We start from the raw sequence: 12,800 nt of genomic DNA, 5'->3' as shown, positions 1-12,800 counted from the left end.
CGATTCCCACGCCATTTGATTCGAATTGAATCCTTTAAGGTTAGCGGCGCAATCAATGTATGAGCCAGAAATTTCCATGATTGCCGCCGCTCTTGGATGTACGAGTCAGGCCGGGGTAATTACGGATAAGGCGGGGCATGAACCACATCAGTCACATCGGACACGCGCGAGCCGGATGGTTCGGACATCGCAAGCTGACCCCACGCGCATGCATTGCGGACAGCAAAAAACACCTTCGGACCTTCCTCGCAGAGGCGCTGGAAGACCTCGGCTTCATCACCAGTGAATGCAGCCAGGCTTTGGAACTCGAAACCGTCCTGGACGCGGAACGGCCCGATCTTCTGGTGCTCGGCGTGTCCGTTGACGGCATCGAAGTCAGTAAAATTCTCGAGACTTTGGTGAGAAAGGACTACGGCGGCAAGGTCCTCGTCATCGGCCAGCCGGACTCGATCATCGTCAAGGCGGTCCGGCAGATCGGCGATGAATACGGCATCGTCATGCTGCCGGCACTGTCGACGCCGTTCAGCGCGGGAACCCTGCGTGACAGTCTTGCGTCGCTGCTGCCGCTCGAACCCGCGCCGAGCCCGGCGGTGGATGTGCCCGAAGCGCTGAAGGCCGGCTGGCTCGAGCTTTGGTATCAGCAGAAAATTCATCTCCGCACGCTGGTTCCGAGCGGCGCCGAAGCGCTGATCCGGATGCGCCATCCCGCCTGGGGCGTGGTGCCGCCGGCCTACTTCATCCCCGATGAGAGCGATCCGCATTTTCATGCGCTGTCCGAATTCGTGATCGCGCGCGCGATCGAGGACTGGCGCTATCTCCTCGAGCAGATCGGGCCGGTCGATCTCTCGATCAACCTGCCGATGTCGTTTCTCGCCGACGACGATGCGGTACGCGAGCTCTGTTACCGCATGCCGGATCATGCGGCCTTCGCCGGCCTGCTGATCGAGATCGACAGCACCGAGGTGGTCGACAATCTCGACCTTGCGATCGATGTCGCGAGGCGCGTACGGTTGCACAATATCGGCATCTCGATCGACAATGTCGGCGCCAACTGGCCGTCCTTGCTTGGACTGCCGAACTTCCCGTTCGTCCAGCTCAAGGTCGACCATCAATTCGTCACCGGCTGCGCGGACCAGCGCCTGAAGCAGACGGTGTGCCGGCGGGTCATTGAGCTAGCTCACGACAGCGGCGCGCAGGTCGTAGCCCAAGGCGTCGAGACGCGCGCGGATTTCCTCGCCGCGCATGAGATGGATTTCGATCAGGTCCAGGGTTACCTGTTCGGCAAGCCGATGGGCGTCAAGAAGTTCGCGCGCTCACGCATGCACTTCTCGGAGAAAGAGCCGGTCGTATCCTGAGGCGCGGCCTCTGGTCAGGCTTGAGCATTGCGATCGATCGCGCGCAGCGCCTCGCCGCGCGCGATCAGGCGCTTTGCGTTCGAATAGGTCGGGACCTCGAGCAGCGAGCCGTCGAGCTCGACGCGTCCAAGGCCCTGTGTCCGCGCCGCCTCGAACGCCGCGACGATCCTGCCCGCCTGGCGCAGCTCGTCCTCGCTCGGCGTGAGGACGCCGTTGACGATTGTCGCATGTGCGGGATCGACCAGGCTCTTGGCGGTGTAGCCCAGCCGTCGCGCCCAGGCAGTGTCGCGCGCGACGCCTTCAGCGTCGCTCCAGGTGTAGGGACAATCGACTGCCACGACGCCAGCCGCGCGACATTCGACGATGAAGCGCTGCCGCGCATAGGCGAGCTCCAGGCCATCGCTGCCGCGCTCGGCACCAAGATCGGCGGCGAGATCTTCGGAGGCCATCAGGCAACCGATGGTGCGCCGACTCGCCGCCGCAATCGCGCCCGTCTGCACCAGACCGCGCGCGAACTCGATATTCGGCAGCAGGGACGTCGATCCCTCGGCGATGCCATAGTCGCGCTCGAACCGCGTCACCGCCTCGTCAAGCCGGACGACATGGTACGGCTCGGCGACCTTCGGCAATGCAACGATATCCGGACGTCCCTGCATCACCGCGGCCAGGTCATCCATGCCGTCCTGGTCCAGCGGATTGACGCGGACCGCGACGACGACGCCCTGGTCGCGCCAGGCCGCATAGAGCTCGGCCGCAAGTCGCCGCGCCTTCGGGCGCAGCGGCGGCGGGGTGAAATCCTCGAGCTCATGGATCAACACGTCGGCGCTGCTGGCGGCTGCCCGCTGCAGGACCGCCTCATTGGCGCCTTCGAGAAACAGCCAGGAGCGGCAGAGCGAGGCTGGACGCAGCTTGCGCATCACGCTATCCGCACCGCCGTCACTGGAACGTCATGTCGAGGCATTTCGAGATGTCGGACCCGAGGCCGGACGAGATGGTGATGCAGCCGCGGATCTTCTGGGTGTTGGCGTCGCTCGCCCAGATCGCATAGCCGCCCGTACCGAAGAACGAATTGGTGTTCGGCGGCTCGGTCTCGGTGGCGTCGAAGGTGTAATTGCCGTCGGTCTCGAAGATGCGCGGCTTCTTGGTGCAGCCGCCGTCGGCCTGGACGTTGATGACCTCCTTGTTGTCCCGCGTCAGCGCCAGCGAAACCTGGCAGCGGAAATATTCCGAGGTCTTGGCGTTGAACAGATAGGCGTAGGACTTGCAGGTCGCGGTGTTGAGCTTGCCGGCGGAAAGGCCGCGGCTGCAGGAGATGCGCTGGTTGTTGGAGAGCTTGAATTCGTCGGCCTGCGCGGCTGACGCCAGCGTCATGAACGACAGCGCGACACCGATACCGATCTTCATGACGTGGTTCATCCTGATCCATCCCCAAGGTCGTGTTTCTGGCAATCGAGGCGTTTGTAAACGGTAACGCGAAGATAGTCGTCAAGCTCGATGCGGGAAATCACAAAGTCGCTGACAGGCGTAAGCGGTCGCGCCGATTGTCGTATTGACGCACGAATGGCGTTCGTGATTTGTTCAGAACCGTGGGGACGACGCCGTTTTTCTCGGCCGGAGGTGGATCATGACGCATTTTTTGACCAAGACCTTTGTTGCGACTGCGGCGTTTGCCGCGCTGACGACCTGCGCCTTCGCGCAGGAGGCTGCGCCGTGGGAGCTGAAGCCCGACATGGGCTACGCCTATGACAAGGAGGGCAAGACCTGGGCCTACAAGATGGGCACCAGCAATGCCGGCACGCTATTGAAGGGCGCCAAGAAGGTGCCGAGAGGAACGCTGTTCTTCATCGGCCACAACGGCCAGCTCTACATGCGCTCCGGGCCCTACCTCGAGGGCGACGGCAAGTTCATGTTCGGCTCGAACTAGAGCGTTTTCGAGCGAAGTGGACACCGGTTCGCGTGAAGAAAACGCGTCAAAACAAGAGTCTAGAGCTTCGGTTCTGATTCAATCAGAACCGAAGCTCTAGCGTTTTTCGGCCGACCTCAGAACGCCGCGGCCAATTCCCGGGCGCCAGGCTTGTTGCTGTTGAAGTCCATCCGCTCATTGGTGACGGCGAGCAGCCGGGCCACGGTGTTGTGGCGGATCGCGACCGGGTTGCGCTCATAGCCGGAGCGCTGGAAGAAGTTCGAGGTCGGCACCTGCTCGCGCATCGCCTGAGGCATGGTCACCATGTCGAGCCCGGTGCCGTCGCCGGTCAGGTTCATCATCTCGAGCTCGGCTGCGGTCAGCGGCCTTGTGTAGCCCTTGTTGCGGGCGAAGATCACCGAGGTCAGCAGCTTGTGGGTCTGCAGCATCGGGCCGACATCGATGTCGAGCACCATGGCGTGACAGGCCCAGCCCTGCGCGGTGTCGGCGAGCCGTTGATGTGCCGACCAGTCGTCCGGCACGGTGCGACTGAACGCGACCATCTTCTTCAGCACCGCGAGCTTGTGCTCCATGGCCTTGCGCGCCGGCCCCTGCGTCGCCGCCACCCGCTCGGAGAGGTCCCGCACGAATTCATGCCCCTGCTCGGCCAATAGCTCCACGGTATTGGTGGTGAGCAGCTGGTTGTAGCCCATCGCGGTGGAAATGGCGCGCTTGCCGCCATGCTCGATGCCCGCCTGCACGTCGTAATTGCCGGTGCCGCCGGTCTCGAACGAATAGACCCGCACCGCCTGCTCCGGCGTCAGCCCCGCCGCGCGTGCGTAGCGGGCATAGGCGCGCTTGAACTCGAGCTCTTTGGCCGGCCGCTGCGGCGTAAACTGGAATTGCTCGGCCGCCGCCCTGAGCAAATCCGAGACCACCGGTATGGTTTTGGGCGGACGCTTGCCGCCCTCCTCCTCTTCCGGAGCCGGGTTGACCGGCCGCTTCGGGCCCTCATAGACCGGCGGCTGCTGCAGCACGTAATCGTCCAGCGAAATCTGCACGCGGTCGCGGCGCTTGGCATTGCGGCCGCGCCGCTTGTCGGCGATCGCGTTCCAATAGGCGGTCGCATCCTGCTCGAAGGCGGCGCGCGCCTCCTGATATTCCTGCAGCTTGCGGCGATATTCCATGATCGCCTGCGGCGCGGCCTGCGCCATCGCATTGGCGATGGAAGGCGGCAACGCATCGGCCTCGCCGGCCAACACAGACGGCACGCTAGCGACCAGCGCGAGCGCGACAAATCCTGACGAGAGGCGAATCAATTGCGAGCGCATCGCCTCCTTGTAGCAAGCGCGGCCGTGAAGTCAGCCCGGAATTGTCCGGATCGAAAGCGGCGGGATGCCGCGACCAAATCCAGAATTTTCGCCATAATGCGGTGTTCTCCGAGGAAAGCAGTGGAGATCGCGATGAGGAACGCACTCTGGCTCGCCGCCGCAGGCGCGCTGACGCTGACGGCGCCGGCGCGCGCCGAACGTCCGGATTGCGGATCGTTTCCGGATACCCGTTCACGTCTCACCTGTTACGACAACGTGTCGCGGGCGCCCAATCCGGAACCCGCGGTCGCGGCGCATCCTGCCGCACCACCGAAAGTAACGAAGCCGCGCCGCCACAAGCGGCACCACAGATAGTTTCCTCCACTCACTTCCAAGCGAACACCGGCTGCTCCAGATCGGCGACGCGGGTGTTGCGGCCGGCCAGCACCTCGCGGAATTGATAGATCAGCGCCGCGGTCGGCGCATGAATATGCTGGCCGCCGAGCCGGAAGCGGATCACCCGCCGCGAACTCTCCGGGATCGTGACGAAGCTGAAGGCGTCCTCTAGCTCGATCGCATCGAGGCCGATGCGATGGACAGAAGCGACCTCATCCGGGTTCGGCACGATCGCCGCGTTGGCGCCGGCCCAGACCACGACCGGCGTGACCAGATAGCCGGACCGGGTCGGATAGTCGTCCAGCACGCCGAGCACATCGCGGTCGGACAGCGCCATGCCGAGCTCCTCGTGCAATTCGCGCAGCGCAGCCTCGGCCTGCGTCTCGCCGGCATCGCAGCGCCCGCCCGGCAACGCCCATTGCGCGCTGTGGGCGCGCAGGCGCGCGCTGCGGCGGGTCAAGAGGAAGGCCGCGCCGCTGCCGTCATCGGCTTCGGTCAGCACGATCGCGACCGCCGCGCGCTTCAGTGTCGGTGCAGCATCGGCCGGCGCGAGACGCGCGAACGCCGAGCAGAGCTCTGCGATATTCCGCCGGGTGGCATCGTCAAATGTGCGGGCCATTGACCTTGACTACAACACAACCGCGATTGATGAAATGACCTGAACGGCATGCCTCCTGCGATCAATCATTTGCAAGCAACGGATCCTCACCTCATGACGGCCAAGGCCGCGGACAAGCTCAAATCCGACGGCTGGAAGGTCGCCGACACCACCGGCTTCCTGACGCTGATCGGCCCGTTGTGGGAACGGCTGAAGGACGGCGCGCTCGAACTCGCATTGATCACCGAGGACAAGCACCACAACCGCCGCGGCCTGGTGCAGGGCGGTGTCATCATGACCTTCGCCGACCGCGCCTGCGGCATGGCCGCGCGTTTCGTCTCGGGCAGGCCGACGCTTGCGACGGTGCAGCTCGACACCCATTTCGTTGAGGCCGGCAAGATCGGCGAGATCCTGATGACGCGCCCGCGCGTGGTGCGCTCGACCCGCAGCCTGATCTTCATCACGGCCGAGGTGACCGTCGACAAGCGCTGCATCGCGATGGCCAACGGCGTGTTCAAGATTCTGAAGAACGAGAGTTGACCATCGTCGTTCCGGGGCGATGCGCAGCATCGAACCCGGAACCTCGAGATTCCGGGTCTGGTCCTTCGGACCATCCCGGAATGACATCAGGAGGAACGATCGATGCAATATCGCCAGCTTGGCCGCAGCGGCCTGAAGGTTTCGCCGATCTGCCTGGGCACCATGATGTTCGGCGGACCGACCGATGAGGCGACCTCGTCGCGGATCGTGGCGAAGGCGCGCGAGGCCGGCATCAACTTCATCGACAGCGCCGACGCCTATAATGGCGGCAAATCCGAGGAGGTCGTCGGACGCGCGATCTCGAACAGAAGGTCGAACTGGGTGCTGGCGACCAAACTCGCCAATCCGATCGGTGACGACCCCAACCATGGCGGACTGTCGCGGCGCTGGGTGCTCCAGGCCGCCGACGAGAGTCTGAAGCGGCTCGGCACCGACTACATCGACGTCTACTACCTGCACAAGGAAGACCACACCACGCCGCTCGACGAGACGGTGCGCGCGATCGGCGACCTGATCCGCGCCGGCAAGGTGCGTTATTTCGGCGTCTCCAACTACCGCGCCTGGCGCGTCGCCGAGATCTGCAACATCTGCGACCGGCTCGGCATCGACCGCCCGGTCGCGAGCCAGCCCTATTACAACGCGATGAACCGGATGCCGGAGGTCGAGCATTTCCCGGCCTGCGCCAATTACGGCCTCGGCATCGTGCCCTACAGCCCGCTGGCGCGCGGCGTCTTGACCGGCAAATACGCGCCCGATGCGGCGCCGCCCGCGGACACGCGCGCGGGGCGCAACGACAAGCGCATGATGCAGACCGAGTGGCGGCCGGAATCGCTGCAGCTCGCGCAGCAGATCAAGCACCACGCCGAGAGCCGCGGCATCACCGCCGGGCAGTTCGCAGTGTCCTGGGTGCTGAACTCCTCGTTCGTCAGCGCCGTCATCGCCGGCCCGCGCACCGAAGCGCAATGGGACGATTACATCCGCGCGCTCGATTATCGCTTCACCACCGAGGACGAGGCGCTGATCGATCGCCTCGTCGTCACCGGCCATCCCTCGACGCCCGGGTTCAACGATCCCGCCTATCCGATCGAAGGACGCCGGGCGCGGACCGAATAGCATCGCGGCGTCGGCGTTTGTCTCGGCTGCGCCGAAGTTACGTTTCGCACCTTCCGAATTGCGCAATGTCCGCGGCGGCTGCAGCATCAGGGCATGACAATGCTGATACTGGTGCTGCAATGATGGCATCCAATGTACTGGACTGGATCGTGGCGCTGCTGGTCTGCTGGGCAAGCCTGACCGCGATCTTCGAGCCCTCGCGCGTGGCCTCACAGTGCGATGTCCCCTATGCGACAAGCAGCGTGCCGCAGGTCCCGCTCGCGGCTCCGACCCAGGCGGAGATCGCAGCGATGATTCGCGACATGAAGCTGCACGACTGAGCGGAATAGCCAAACCGCGAAACCCTTCGTTATCGTCCCTGAAATGAGACAGGGCGGCGCCGAAGCGCCGCCCTGTCCTGATTGCCGTTGCCGGCCGCTTACTCGACCAATTTACTTGGCGAGCTCGAAGCGATCGGCGTTCATCACCTTGGCCCAGGCCGCGACGAAGTCCTTGACGAACTGTTCCTTGGCATCCGACGAGCCATAGACCTCGGCGAACGCGCGCAGCTGCGAGTGCGAGCCGAAGATCAGGTCGGCGCGGGTGCCGGTCCACTTCACCGCCTTGGTCTTGCGGTCGCGGCCCTCATAGACGCCCTCGCCGGCATCGCTCCACACCGTGCCCATGTCGAGCAGGTTGAGGAAGAAGTCGTTGGTCAGCGTCCCCGGCTTGCCGGTGAAGACGCCGTGCTTCGACTTCTTGGCGTTGGCGCCGAGCACGCGCAGGCCGCCGATCAGAACCGTCAATTCCGGTCCGGTCAGCCGCATGAGGTGTGCACGATCGACCAACGCCTCCTCGGGCAACATGAACTGACGCTTGCCGCTGATGTAGTTGCGGAAGCCGTCAGCCCGCGGCTCGAGCGGAGCGAACGATTCGACGTCGGTCTGATCCTGCGTCGCATCGGTGCGGCCCGGCGTGAAGGGGACCTTCACATTGGTGCCGCCGTCCTTCGCCGCCTTCTCGATCGCAGCGGCGCCGCCGAGCACGATCAGATCGGCCAGCGAGACCTTCTTGCCGAACTCCTTCTGGATGGCTTCGAGCTTGCCCAGCACGGTTTTGAGCTGCGCCGGCTCGTTGACATCCCAGTCCTTCTGCGGAGCGAGACGGATGCGCGCGCCGTTGGCACCGCCGCGCTTGTCGGAGCCGCGGAACGTGGAGGCCGAGGCCCAGGCGGTCGACACCAGTTCGGACACCGACAGACCCGAGGCTGTTATCTTCGCCTTGAGCGCCTCGACATCCTTGTCGTCGATCACGGCATGATCGAGCGCCGGGAGCGGATCCTGCCAGATCAGCGTTTCCTTCGGCACCAGCGGGCCGAGGTAGCGCACGATCGGACCCATGTCGCGGTGGGTGAGCTTGAACCAGGCGCGGGCAAAGGCGTCCGCGAACTGATCCGGATGCTCATAGAACCGGCGCGAGATCTTCTCGTAGGCCGGATCGAAGCGCAGCGACAGGTCGGTCGTCAACATCGTCGGGACATGCTTCTTCGACGGGTCGAACGCGTCCGGGATGACGGCGTCCGCGCCCTTTGCCTTCCACTGCTTCGCACCCGCCGGGCTCTTCGTCAGCTCCCATTCGTACTTGAACAGGTTCTCGAAGAAGTGGTTGCTCCACTTGGTCGGGGTCTGGGTCCAGGTGACCTCGGGGCCGCCGGTGATCGCGTCAGCGCCGACGCCGGTGCCGAACTTGCTCTTCCAGCCGAGGCCTTGCTCCTCGAGCGCGCCACTTTCCGGTTCCGGACCGATCAACGACGGATCGCCCGCACCATGGGTCTTGCCGAAGGTGTGGCCGCCGGCGATCAGCGCAACCGTCTCCTCGTCGTTCATCGCCATGCGGAAGAACGTCTCGCGGATGTCCTTGGCCGCGGCAACCGGGTCCGGATTGCCGTTCGGGCCTTCCGGGTTGACGTAGATCAGGCCCATCTGCACCGCGCCAAGCGGCTCGGAGAGCTGGCGCTCGCCGCTATAACGCTCATCGCCGAGCCAGGTGCCTTCCGGACCCCAGTACAGTTCCTCGGGCTCCCACACGTCGGCGCGGCCGCCGGCGAAGCCGAAGGTCTTGAAGCCCATCGATTCCAGCGCGACGTTGCCGGCGAGGACCATCAAATCGGCCCACGAGATCTTGCGGCCGTATTTCTGCTTGATCGGCCAGAGCAGCCGGCGCGCCTTGTCGAGGTTGGCGTTGTCGGGCCAGCTGTTGAGCGGAGCGAACCGCTGCTGACCGGCGCCGGCGCCGCCGCGGCCGTCGGTGATGCGGTAGGTGCCCGCCGAGTGCCAGGCCATGCGGATCATCAGGCCGCCGTAGTGACCGAAGTCAGCCGGCCACCATTCCTGCGACGTCGTCATCAGGGCCGTGAGGTCCTTGATCACGGCGTTGAGATCGAGGGTCTTGAATTCCTTGGCGTAGTCGAAGCCCTTGCCCATCGGGTCGGACAGGCTGGAGTTCTGATGCAGCACCTGAACGTCGAGCGTCTCCGGCCACCAGTCACGATTCGAGTGCCCGCGGGGCCCGCCCGTGAATGGGCATTTGCCCGCGCCTTCGTCGGTTTTTGCGTCCATGTTTCTTCTCCGAGGTGATGGATTCTGGAATGGGCTGGAGCTCTTCCAAGAACAATTCTACGCGCCCCAATCCATCAGGTGAAATTGACTTTAATGATCGCGACGATAAGATAATCTGATGATAAATGTCACACTCCGGCAATTGAGGTATTTCGATGCGCTGGCGCAGCACGGGCATTTCGGCCGCGCCGCGGAGGCCTGCGCGGTCTCGCAGCCGGCGCTGTCGATGCAGATCCGCGAGCTGGAACGCGCCGTCGGCGGCGTGCTGATCGAACGCAATGCGCGACAGGTCACGCTGACGACTTTTGGCGAGGACCTGTTGCATCGCGTGCGCGACATCCTGCGCTCGGTCGACGAGCTCGGCGACTTCGCGCGCGCCTCGCGCGACAAGCTCGCAGGCCGCCTGCGCGTCGGCATGATCCCGACGATTGCGCCATATCTGCTGCCGAAGGTGATCGAGACGCTGGCGCGGCTGCATCCCGAGCTCGACATCCATGTCCGCGAGACGCTGACGCCGAAGCTGATCAAGGAGGTCGCCGAAGGCCGGCTCGACACCGCGATCGTGGCGCTGCCGGTGCATGAACCGTCGCTGACCGAGGTCGCGCTCTTCACGGAAAGCTTCTTGCTGGTGCGGCCAGGCGAGGACGCGAAGACGCCGGTGCCGAGCGCCGAGATGCTGCGCGAGATGCGGCTCTTGCTGCTCGAGGAAGGCCATTGCTTCCGCGACCAGGCGCTGTCGTTCTGCAACATGCAGTCGTCGTCGCCTCCGCGCGAGGTGCTGGACGCGAGTTCGCTGTCGACGCTGGTGCAGATGGTCGGCGCCGGCATCGGCGTCACCCTGATCCCCGAGATGGCGGTGACGGTCGAGACGCGCTCGGCGCCGGTCACGGTCTCGCGCTTCAAGAACCCGCAGCCCTCGCGCACCATCGGCATGGTCTGGCGCAAGACCAGCCCGCTCGCGGCACAATTGCAGCAGATCGCCGAAGTGGTCTCGCTCGCCGCCGAAGAATTGCGCGCGCCGAAGGGGAATGGTGCGAAAGAGCCGGCAAAGCGCGCGGGGCGGCGCAAGGTCGCTTGATCGCTCTTGTGGCACGACGGAGCCGCAGGCCGCGTTTGACACGCACGTCGCACCACCCCCACAACTGTCGTCCCGGCGAAGGCCGGGACCCATACGCCGCAGCAATTATAGTGAACGGGACTCGTCGTTCCAGCGACGCTCAGCAACATCCTTTTGTGGTTATGGGTCCCGGCCTTCGCCGGGACGACACCGAGTGTGTTGCATGGCCTGTGAGTCACGCATCCGCATTCTCGCGACATGATTTGCCCGAGCTTTGCATCTCGTTTCGCCTCTCTGAGGATCAGAGGGCGCAGGGAAAGCCGGGTGCCGATCGCACCCATGGGCCCCGAGCAAAGGGTAGAAAGCTCGGGGGTAGGACCACAGGTGAAACCGAACAATCCGGCTTTCCCTGCGCGATGGGTTACGGCTTACTTCGTGCTCTCCCCGGCGAGACTGGGCTTGTTTGTCACCGCCTTCGCAAGACGCAATTGCGTCTCACAAGGGGACACCGGCCGCTAGGGCGTCAGGACCACACGACTTCACCGTCCGCGTCATGCGCACTCGTCAGTTGCACACTCGGCGTCCACCGCATCTCACCGCAACACCCGTGACGATGCGCAGCGCCCCTCAATCGGGTGAGACGAGCAGACCATACACCGAGTTACATTTCTGATAAAGCGAAATATTTTCGCCGAAGGGGCTTGCGCCGTCGGGCAACTCAGTGGCACGCGCGCGTGAGGGACGCACCGACGGCAGGGTTCCCTCCCCCCTTGCGGGGGAGGGTTAGGGAGAGGGGTGCCACACGACGTGCTCTCACCGTATTAGTCACGGCGGCAAGCGAACAAGTTGCGCGAACGATGCGCTCATCGATCAGCTTGCCCGGGGCTACCCCTCTCCCCACCCTCTCCCGCAAGGGGAGAGGGAGCCTGAGCGGCGTGCTTACCTCACCGCGCCCCGCGGCATCGCGCTATGCGCCGCGGAATGGCGCGCGCAGCGCCCCGCGCCTCACCTCTCCAGATACTTCTTCATCTCGGTGATCAGGCCGTCGCGCAGTTCGGGGCGTTTGAGGCCGAAGGCGATGTTGGCGCGGAGGAAGCCGGGCTTCGAGCCGCAATCGTGACGCTCGCCCTCGAACTCGACGCCGTAGAATTTTTGCGTCCTGGCGAGCCCGATCATCGCGTCGGTGAGCTGGATCTCGCCGCCGGCGCCGCGCTCCTGGGTGGCCAGGATATCGAAAATCTCCGGCTGCAGGATGTAGCGGCCGGTGATCGAGAGGTTGGACGGCGCGGTGCCCTGCGGCGGCTTCTCGACCATGCGATCGACCTCGAAGATGTTGCCGGAGCGCTTGCCGACGCTGCAGATGCCGTATTGATGGGTGAGCTCGTCGGGCACCGCCTCGACCGCGATCAGGTTCGACTTGTCGCCGAGCTTGCTTGCGGCGTCGATCATCTGCTTCAGGCAGCCCGGCGTGTTCAGCACCAGTTCGTCCGGCAGCACCACGGCGAACGGCTCGTTGCCGACAATGTCGCGCGCGCACCACACCGCGTGGCCAAGACCGAGCGGCGACTGCTGCCGGGTGAAGCTCATCGCGCCGGCTTCGGGCTGATTTTGCGCCAGGATCTCCTGCTCGGTCTTCTTGCCGCGCTGCGCGAGCGTGGTGTCGAGCTCGAACATGCGGTCGAAATGATCCTCGATGACGCCCTTGTTGCGGCCGGTGACGAACACGAAGTGCTCGATGCCGGCTTCCCTCGCCTCATCGACCACGTACTGGATCAGCGGCTTGTCGACGATCGTCAGCATCTCCTTCGGCATCGCCTTGGTGGCGGGCAGCACGCGGGTACCGAGACCGGCGACGGGGAATACGGCTTTGCGGATCTTCATTGGATTATCGGAAGCCTTGAAATGGGTGGGACGGCGGCACGAAATGAATC

At 64.4% G+C, this 12,800-nt stretch carries 13 protein-coding genes; 7 read left to right on the top strand and 6 right to left on the bottom strand.

The annotated features are described in order from the left end of the window. Positions 1-137 precede the first annotated feature (137 nt). On the top strand, positions 138-1,355 hold the full coding sequence (locus WDM24_RS04395) for an EAL domain-containing response regulator (RefSeq protein ID WP_338830569.1): 1,218 nt from the start codon (positions 138-140) through the stop codon (positions 1,353-1,355). Positions 1,356-1,369: 14 nt separating this feature from the next. Here WDM24_RS04395 and WDM24_RS04390 read toward each other — a convergent pair whose 3' ends face one another. After that, positions 1,370-2,272: a CoA ester lyase gene (locus WDM24_RS04390; RefSeq protein WP_338830568.1), complete on the bottom strand. Its 903-nt coding sequence runs from the start codon at positions 2,270-2,272 to the stop codon at positions 1,370-1,372. A gap of 19 nt (positions 2,273-2,291) precedes the next feature. Beyond that, positions 2,292-2,771, bottom strand: a complete 480-nt coding sequence (locus tag WDM24_RS04385) for a hypothetical protein (protein ID WP_338830567.1) — start codon at positions 2,769-2,771, stop codon at positions 2,292-2,294. Between the two features lie 208 nt (positions 2,772-2,979). Here WDM24_RS04385 and WDM24_RS04380 point away from each other — a divergent pair, with 208 nt between their 5' ends. Further along, positions 2,980-3,279 carry a hypothetical protein gene (locus WDM24_RS04380; protein ID WP_166302207.1) on the top strand — a complete coding sequence of 100 codons (300 nt, stop codon included), beginning with the start codon at positions 2,980-2,982 and terminating at the stop codon, positions 3,277-3,279. Between the two features lie 116 nt (positions 3,280-3,395). On the opposite strand, the gene WDM24_RS04375 is transcribed toward WDM24_RS04380, so the two are convergent. Further along, positions 3,396-4,589, bottom strand: a complete 1,194-nt coding sequence (locus tag WDM24_RS04375; protein ID WP_338830566.1) for a hypothetical protein — start codon at positions 4,587-4,589, stop codon at positions 3,396-3,398. 132 nt (positions 4,590-4,721) lie between these two features. Here WDM24_RS04375 and WDM24_RS04370 point away from each other — a divergent pair, with 132 nt between their 5' ends. After that, positions 4,722-4,943, top strand: a complete 222-nt coding sequence (locus WDM24_RS04370; RefSeq protein WP_338830565.1) for a hypothetical protein — start codon at positions 4,722-4,724, stop codon at positions 4,941-4,943. A 10-nt stretch (positions 4,944-4,953) separates the two neighbouring features. Here WDM24_RS04370 and WDM24_RS04365 read toward each other — a convergent pair whose 3' ends face one another. Further along, positions 4,954-5,583 carry a CoA pyrophosphatase gene (locus WDM24_RS04365; protein ID WP_338830564.1) on the bottom strand — a complete coding sequence of 210 codons (630 nt, stop codon included), beginning with the start codon at positions 5,581-5,583 and terminating at the stop codon, positions 4,954-4,956. A 93-nt stretch (positions 5,584-5,676) separates the two neighbouring features. Here WDM24_RS04365 and WDM24_RS04360 point away from each other — a divergent pair, with 93 nt between their 5' ends. From WDM24_RS04360 to WDM24_RS04350, 3 genes are all read left to right on the top strand, one after another. Beyond that, the gene (locus tag WDM24_RS04360) at positions 5,677-6,102 is read left to right on the top strand and encodes a PaaI family thioesterase (RefSeq protein ID WP_338830563.1); all 426 of its coding nucleotides are present in this window, start codon (positions 5,677-5,679) and stop codon (positions 6,100-6,102) included. A 102-nt stretch (positions 6,103-6,204) separates the two neighbouring features. Continuing rightward, positions 6,205-7,215 (top strand): aldo/keto reductase, encoded by a 1,011-nt coding sequence (locus tag WDM24_RS04355; protein WP_338830562.1) that lies wholly within the window; start codon positions 6,205-6,207, stop codon positions 7,213-7,215. A gap of 122 nt (positions 7,216-7,337) precedes the next feature. Continuing rightward, complete coding sequence (locus WDM24_RS04350; protein WP_338830561.1) at positions 7,338-7,535, top strand: hypothetical protein; 198 nt, start codon at positions 7,338-7,340, stop codon at positions 7,533-7,535. A gap of 111 nt (positions 7,536-7,646) precedes the next feature. Here the strand turns inward: WDM24_RS04350 and katG are convergent, their stop codons facing one another. Then, entirely contained in the window at positions 7,647-9,812 is a 2,166-nt protein-coding gene (katG, locus tag WDM24_RS04345; protein ID WP_338830560.1) for a catalase/peroxidase HPI, read from the bottom strand. Between the two features lie 118 nt (positions 9,813-9,930). Here katG and WDM24_RS04340 point away from each other — a divergent pair, with 118 nt between their 5' ends. Next, positions 9,931-10,890 carry a LysR substrate-binding domain-containing protein gene (locus tag WDM24_RS04340; RefSeq protein ID WP_338830559.1) on the top strand — a complete coding sequence of 320 codons (960 nt, stop codon included), beginning with the start codon at positions 9,931-9,933 and terminating at the stop codon, positions 10,888-10,890. A 984-nt stretch (positions 10,891-11,874) separates the two neighbouring features. Here the strand turns inward: WDM24_RS04340 and galU are convergent. After that, positions 11,875-12,750, bottom strand: a complete 876-nt coding sequence (gene galU, locus WDM24_RS04335; protein ID WP_338830558.1) for a UTP--glucose-1-phosphate uridylyltransferase GalU — start codon at positions 12,748-12,750, stop codon at positions 11,875-11,877. Between the last annotated feature and the right edge of the window lie 50 nt (positions 12,751-12,800).

Source organism: Bradyrhizobium sp. 27S5 (assembly GCF_037217225.1).
GTDB classification, from domain to species: Bacteria; Pseudomonadota; Alphaproteobacteria; order Rhizobiales; family Xanthobacteraceae; genus Bradyrhizobium; species Bradyrhizobium septentrionale.
The sequence above is the reverse complement of the archived record's forward strand: the minus strand, read 5'-3'. Positions and strand labels throughout refer to the sequence as shown.

What these genes read in the sequence shown, in the direction of transcription:
- katG (WP_338830560.1), bottom strand. Translation starts at nt 9,812, where the DNA reads ATGGACGCAAAAACCGACGAAGGCGCGGGCAAATGCCCATTCACGGGC.
- WDM24_RS04360 (WP_338830563.1), top strand. Translation starts at nt 5,677, where the DNA reads ATGACGGCCAAGGCCGCGGACAAGCTCAAATCCGACGGCTGGAAGGTC.
- WDM24_RS04365 (WP_338830564.1), bottom strand. Translation starts at nt 5,583, where the DNA reads ATGGCCCGCACATTTGACGATGCCACCCGGCGGAATATCGCAGAGCTC.
- WDM24_RS04355 (WP_338830562.1), top strand. Translation starts at nt 6,205, where the DNA reads ATGCAATATCGCCAGCTTGGCCGCAGCGGCCTGAAGGTTTCGCCGATC.
- WDM24_RS04375 (WP_338830566.1), bottom strand. Translation starts at nt 4,589, where the DNA reads ATGCGCTCGCAATTGATTCGCCTCTCGTCAGGATTTGTCGCGCTCGCG.
- galU (WP_338830558.1), bottom strand. Translation starts at nt 12,750, where the DNA reads ATGAAGATCCGCAAAGCCGTATTCCCCGTCGCCGGTCTCGGTACCCGC.
- WDM24_RS04385 (WP_338830567.1), bottom strand. Translation starts at nt 2,771, where the DNA reads ATGAACCACGTCATGAAGATCGGTATCGGTGTCGCGCTGTCGTTCATG.
- WDM24_RS04340 (WP_338830559.1), top strand. Translation starts at nt 9,931, where the DNA reads ATGATAAATGTCACACTCCGGCAATTGAGGTATTTCGATGCGCTGGCG.
- WDM24_RS04395 (WP_338830569.1), top strand. Translation starts at nt 138, where the DNA reads ATGAACCACATCAGTCACATCGGACACGCGCGAGCCGGATGGTTCGGA.
- WDM24_RS04380 (WP_166302207.1), top strand. Translation starts at nt 2,980, where the DNA reads ATGACGCATTTTTTGACCAAGACCTTTGTTGCGACTGCGGCGTTTGCC.
- WDM24_RS04370 (WP_338830565.1), top strand. Translation starts at nt 4,722, where the DNA reads ATGAGGAACGCACTCTGGCTCGCCGCCGCAGGCGCGCTGACGCTGACG.
- WDM24_RS04390 (WP_338830568.1), bottom strand. Translation starts at nt 2,272, where the DNA reads ATGCGCAAGCTGCGTCCAGCCTCGCTCTGCCGCTCCTGGCTGTTTCTC.
- WDM24_RS04350 (WP_338830561.1), top strand. Translation starts at nt 7,338, where the DNA reads ATGGCATCCAATGTACTGGACTGGATCGTGGCGCTGCTGGTCTGCTGG.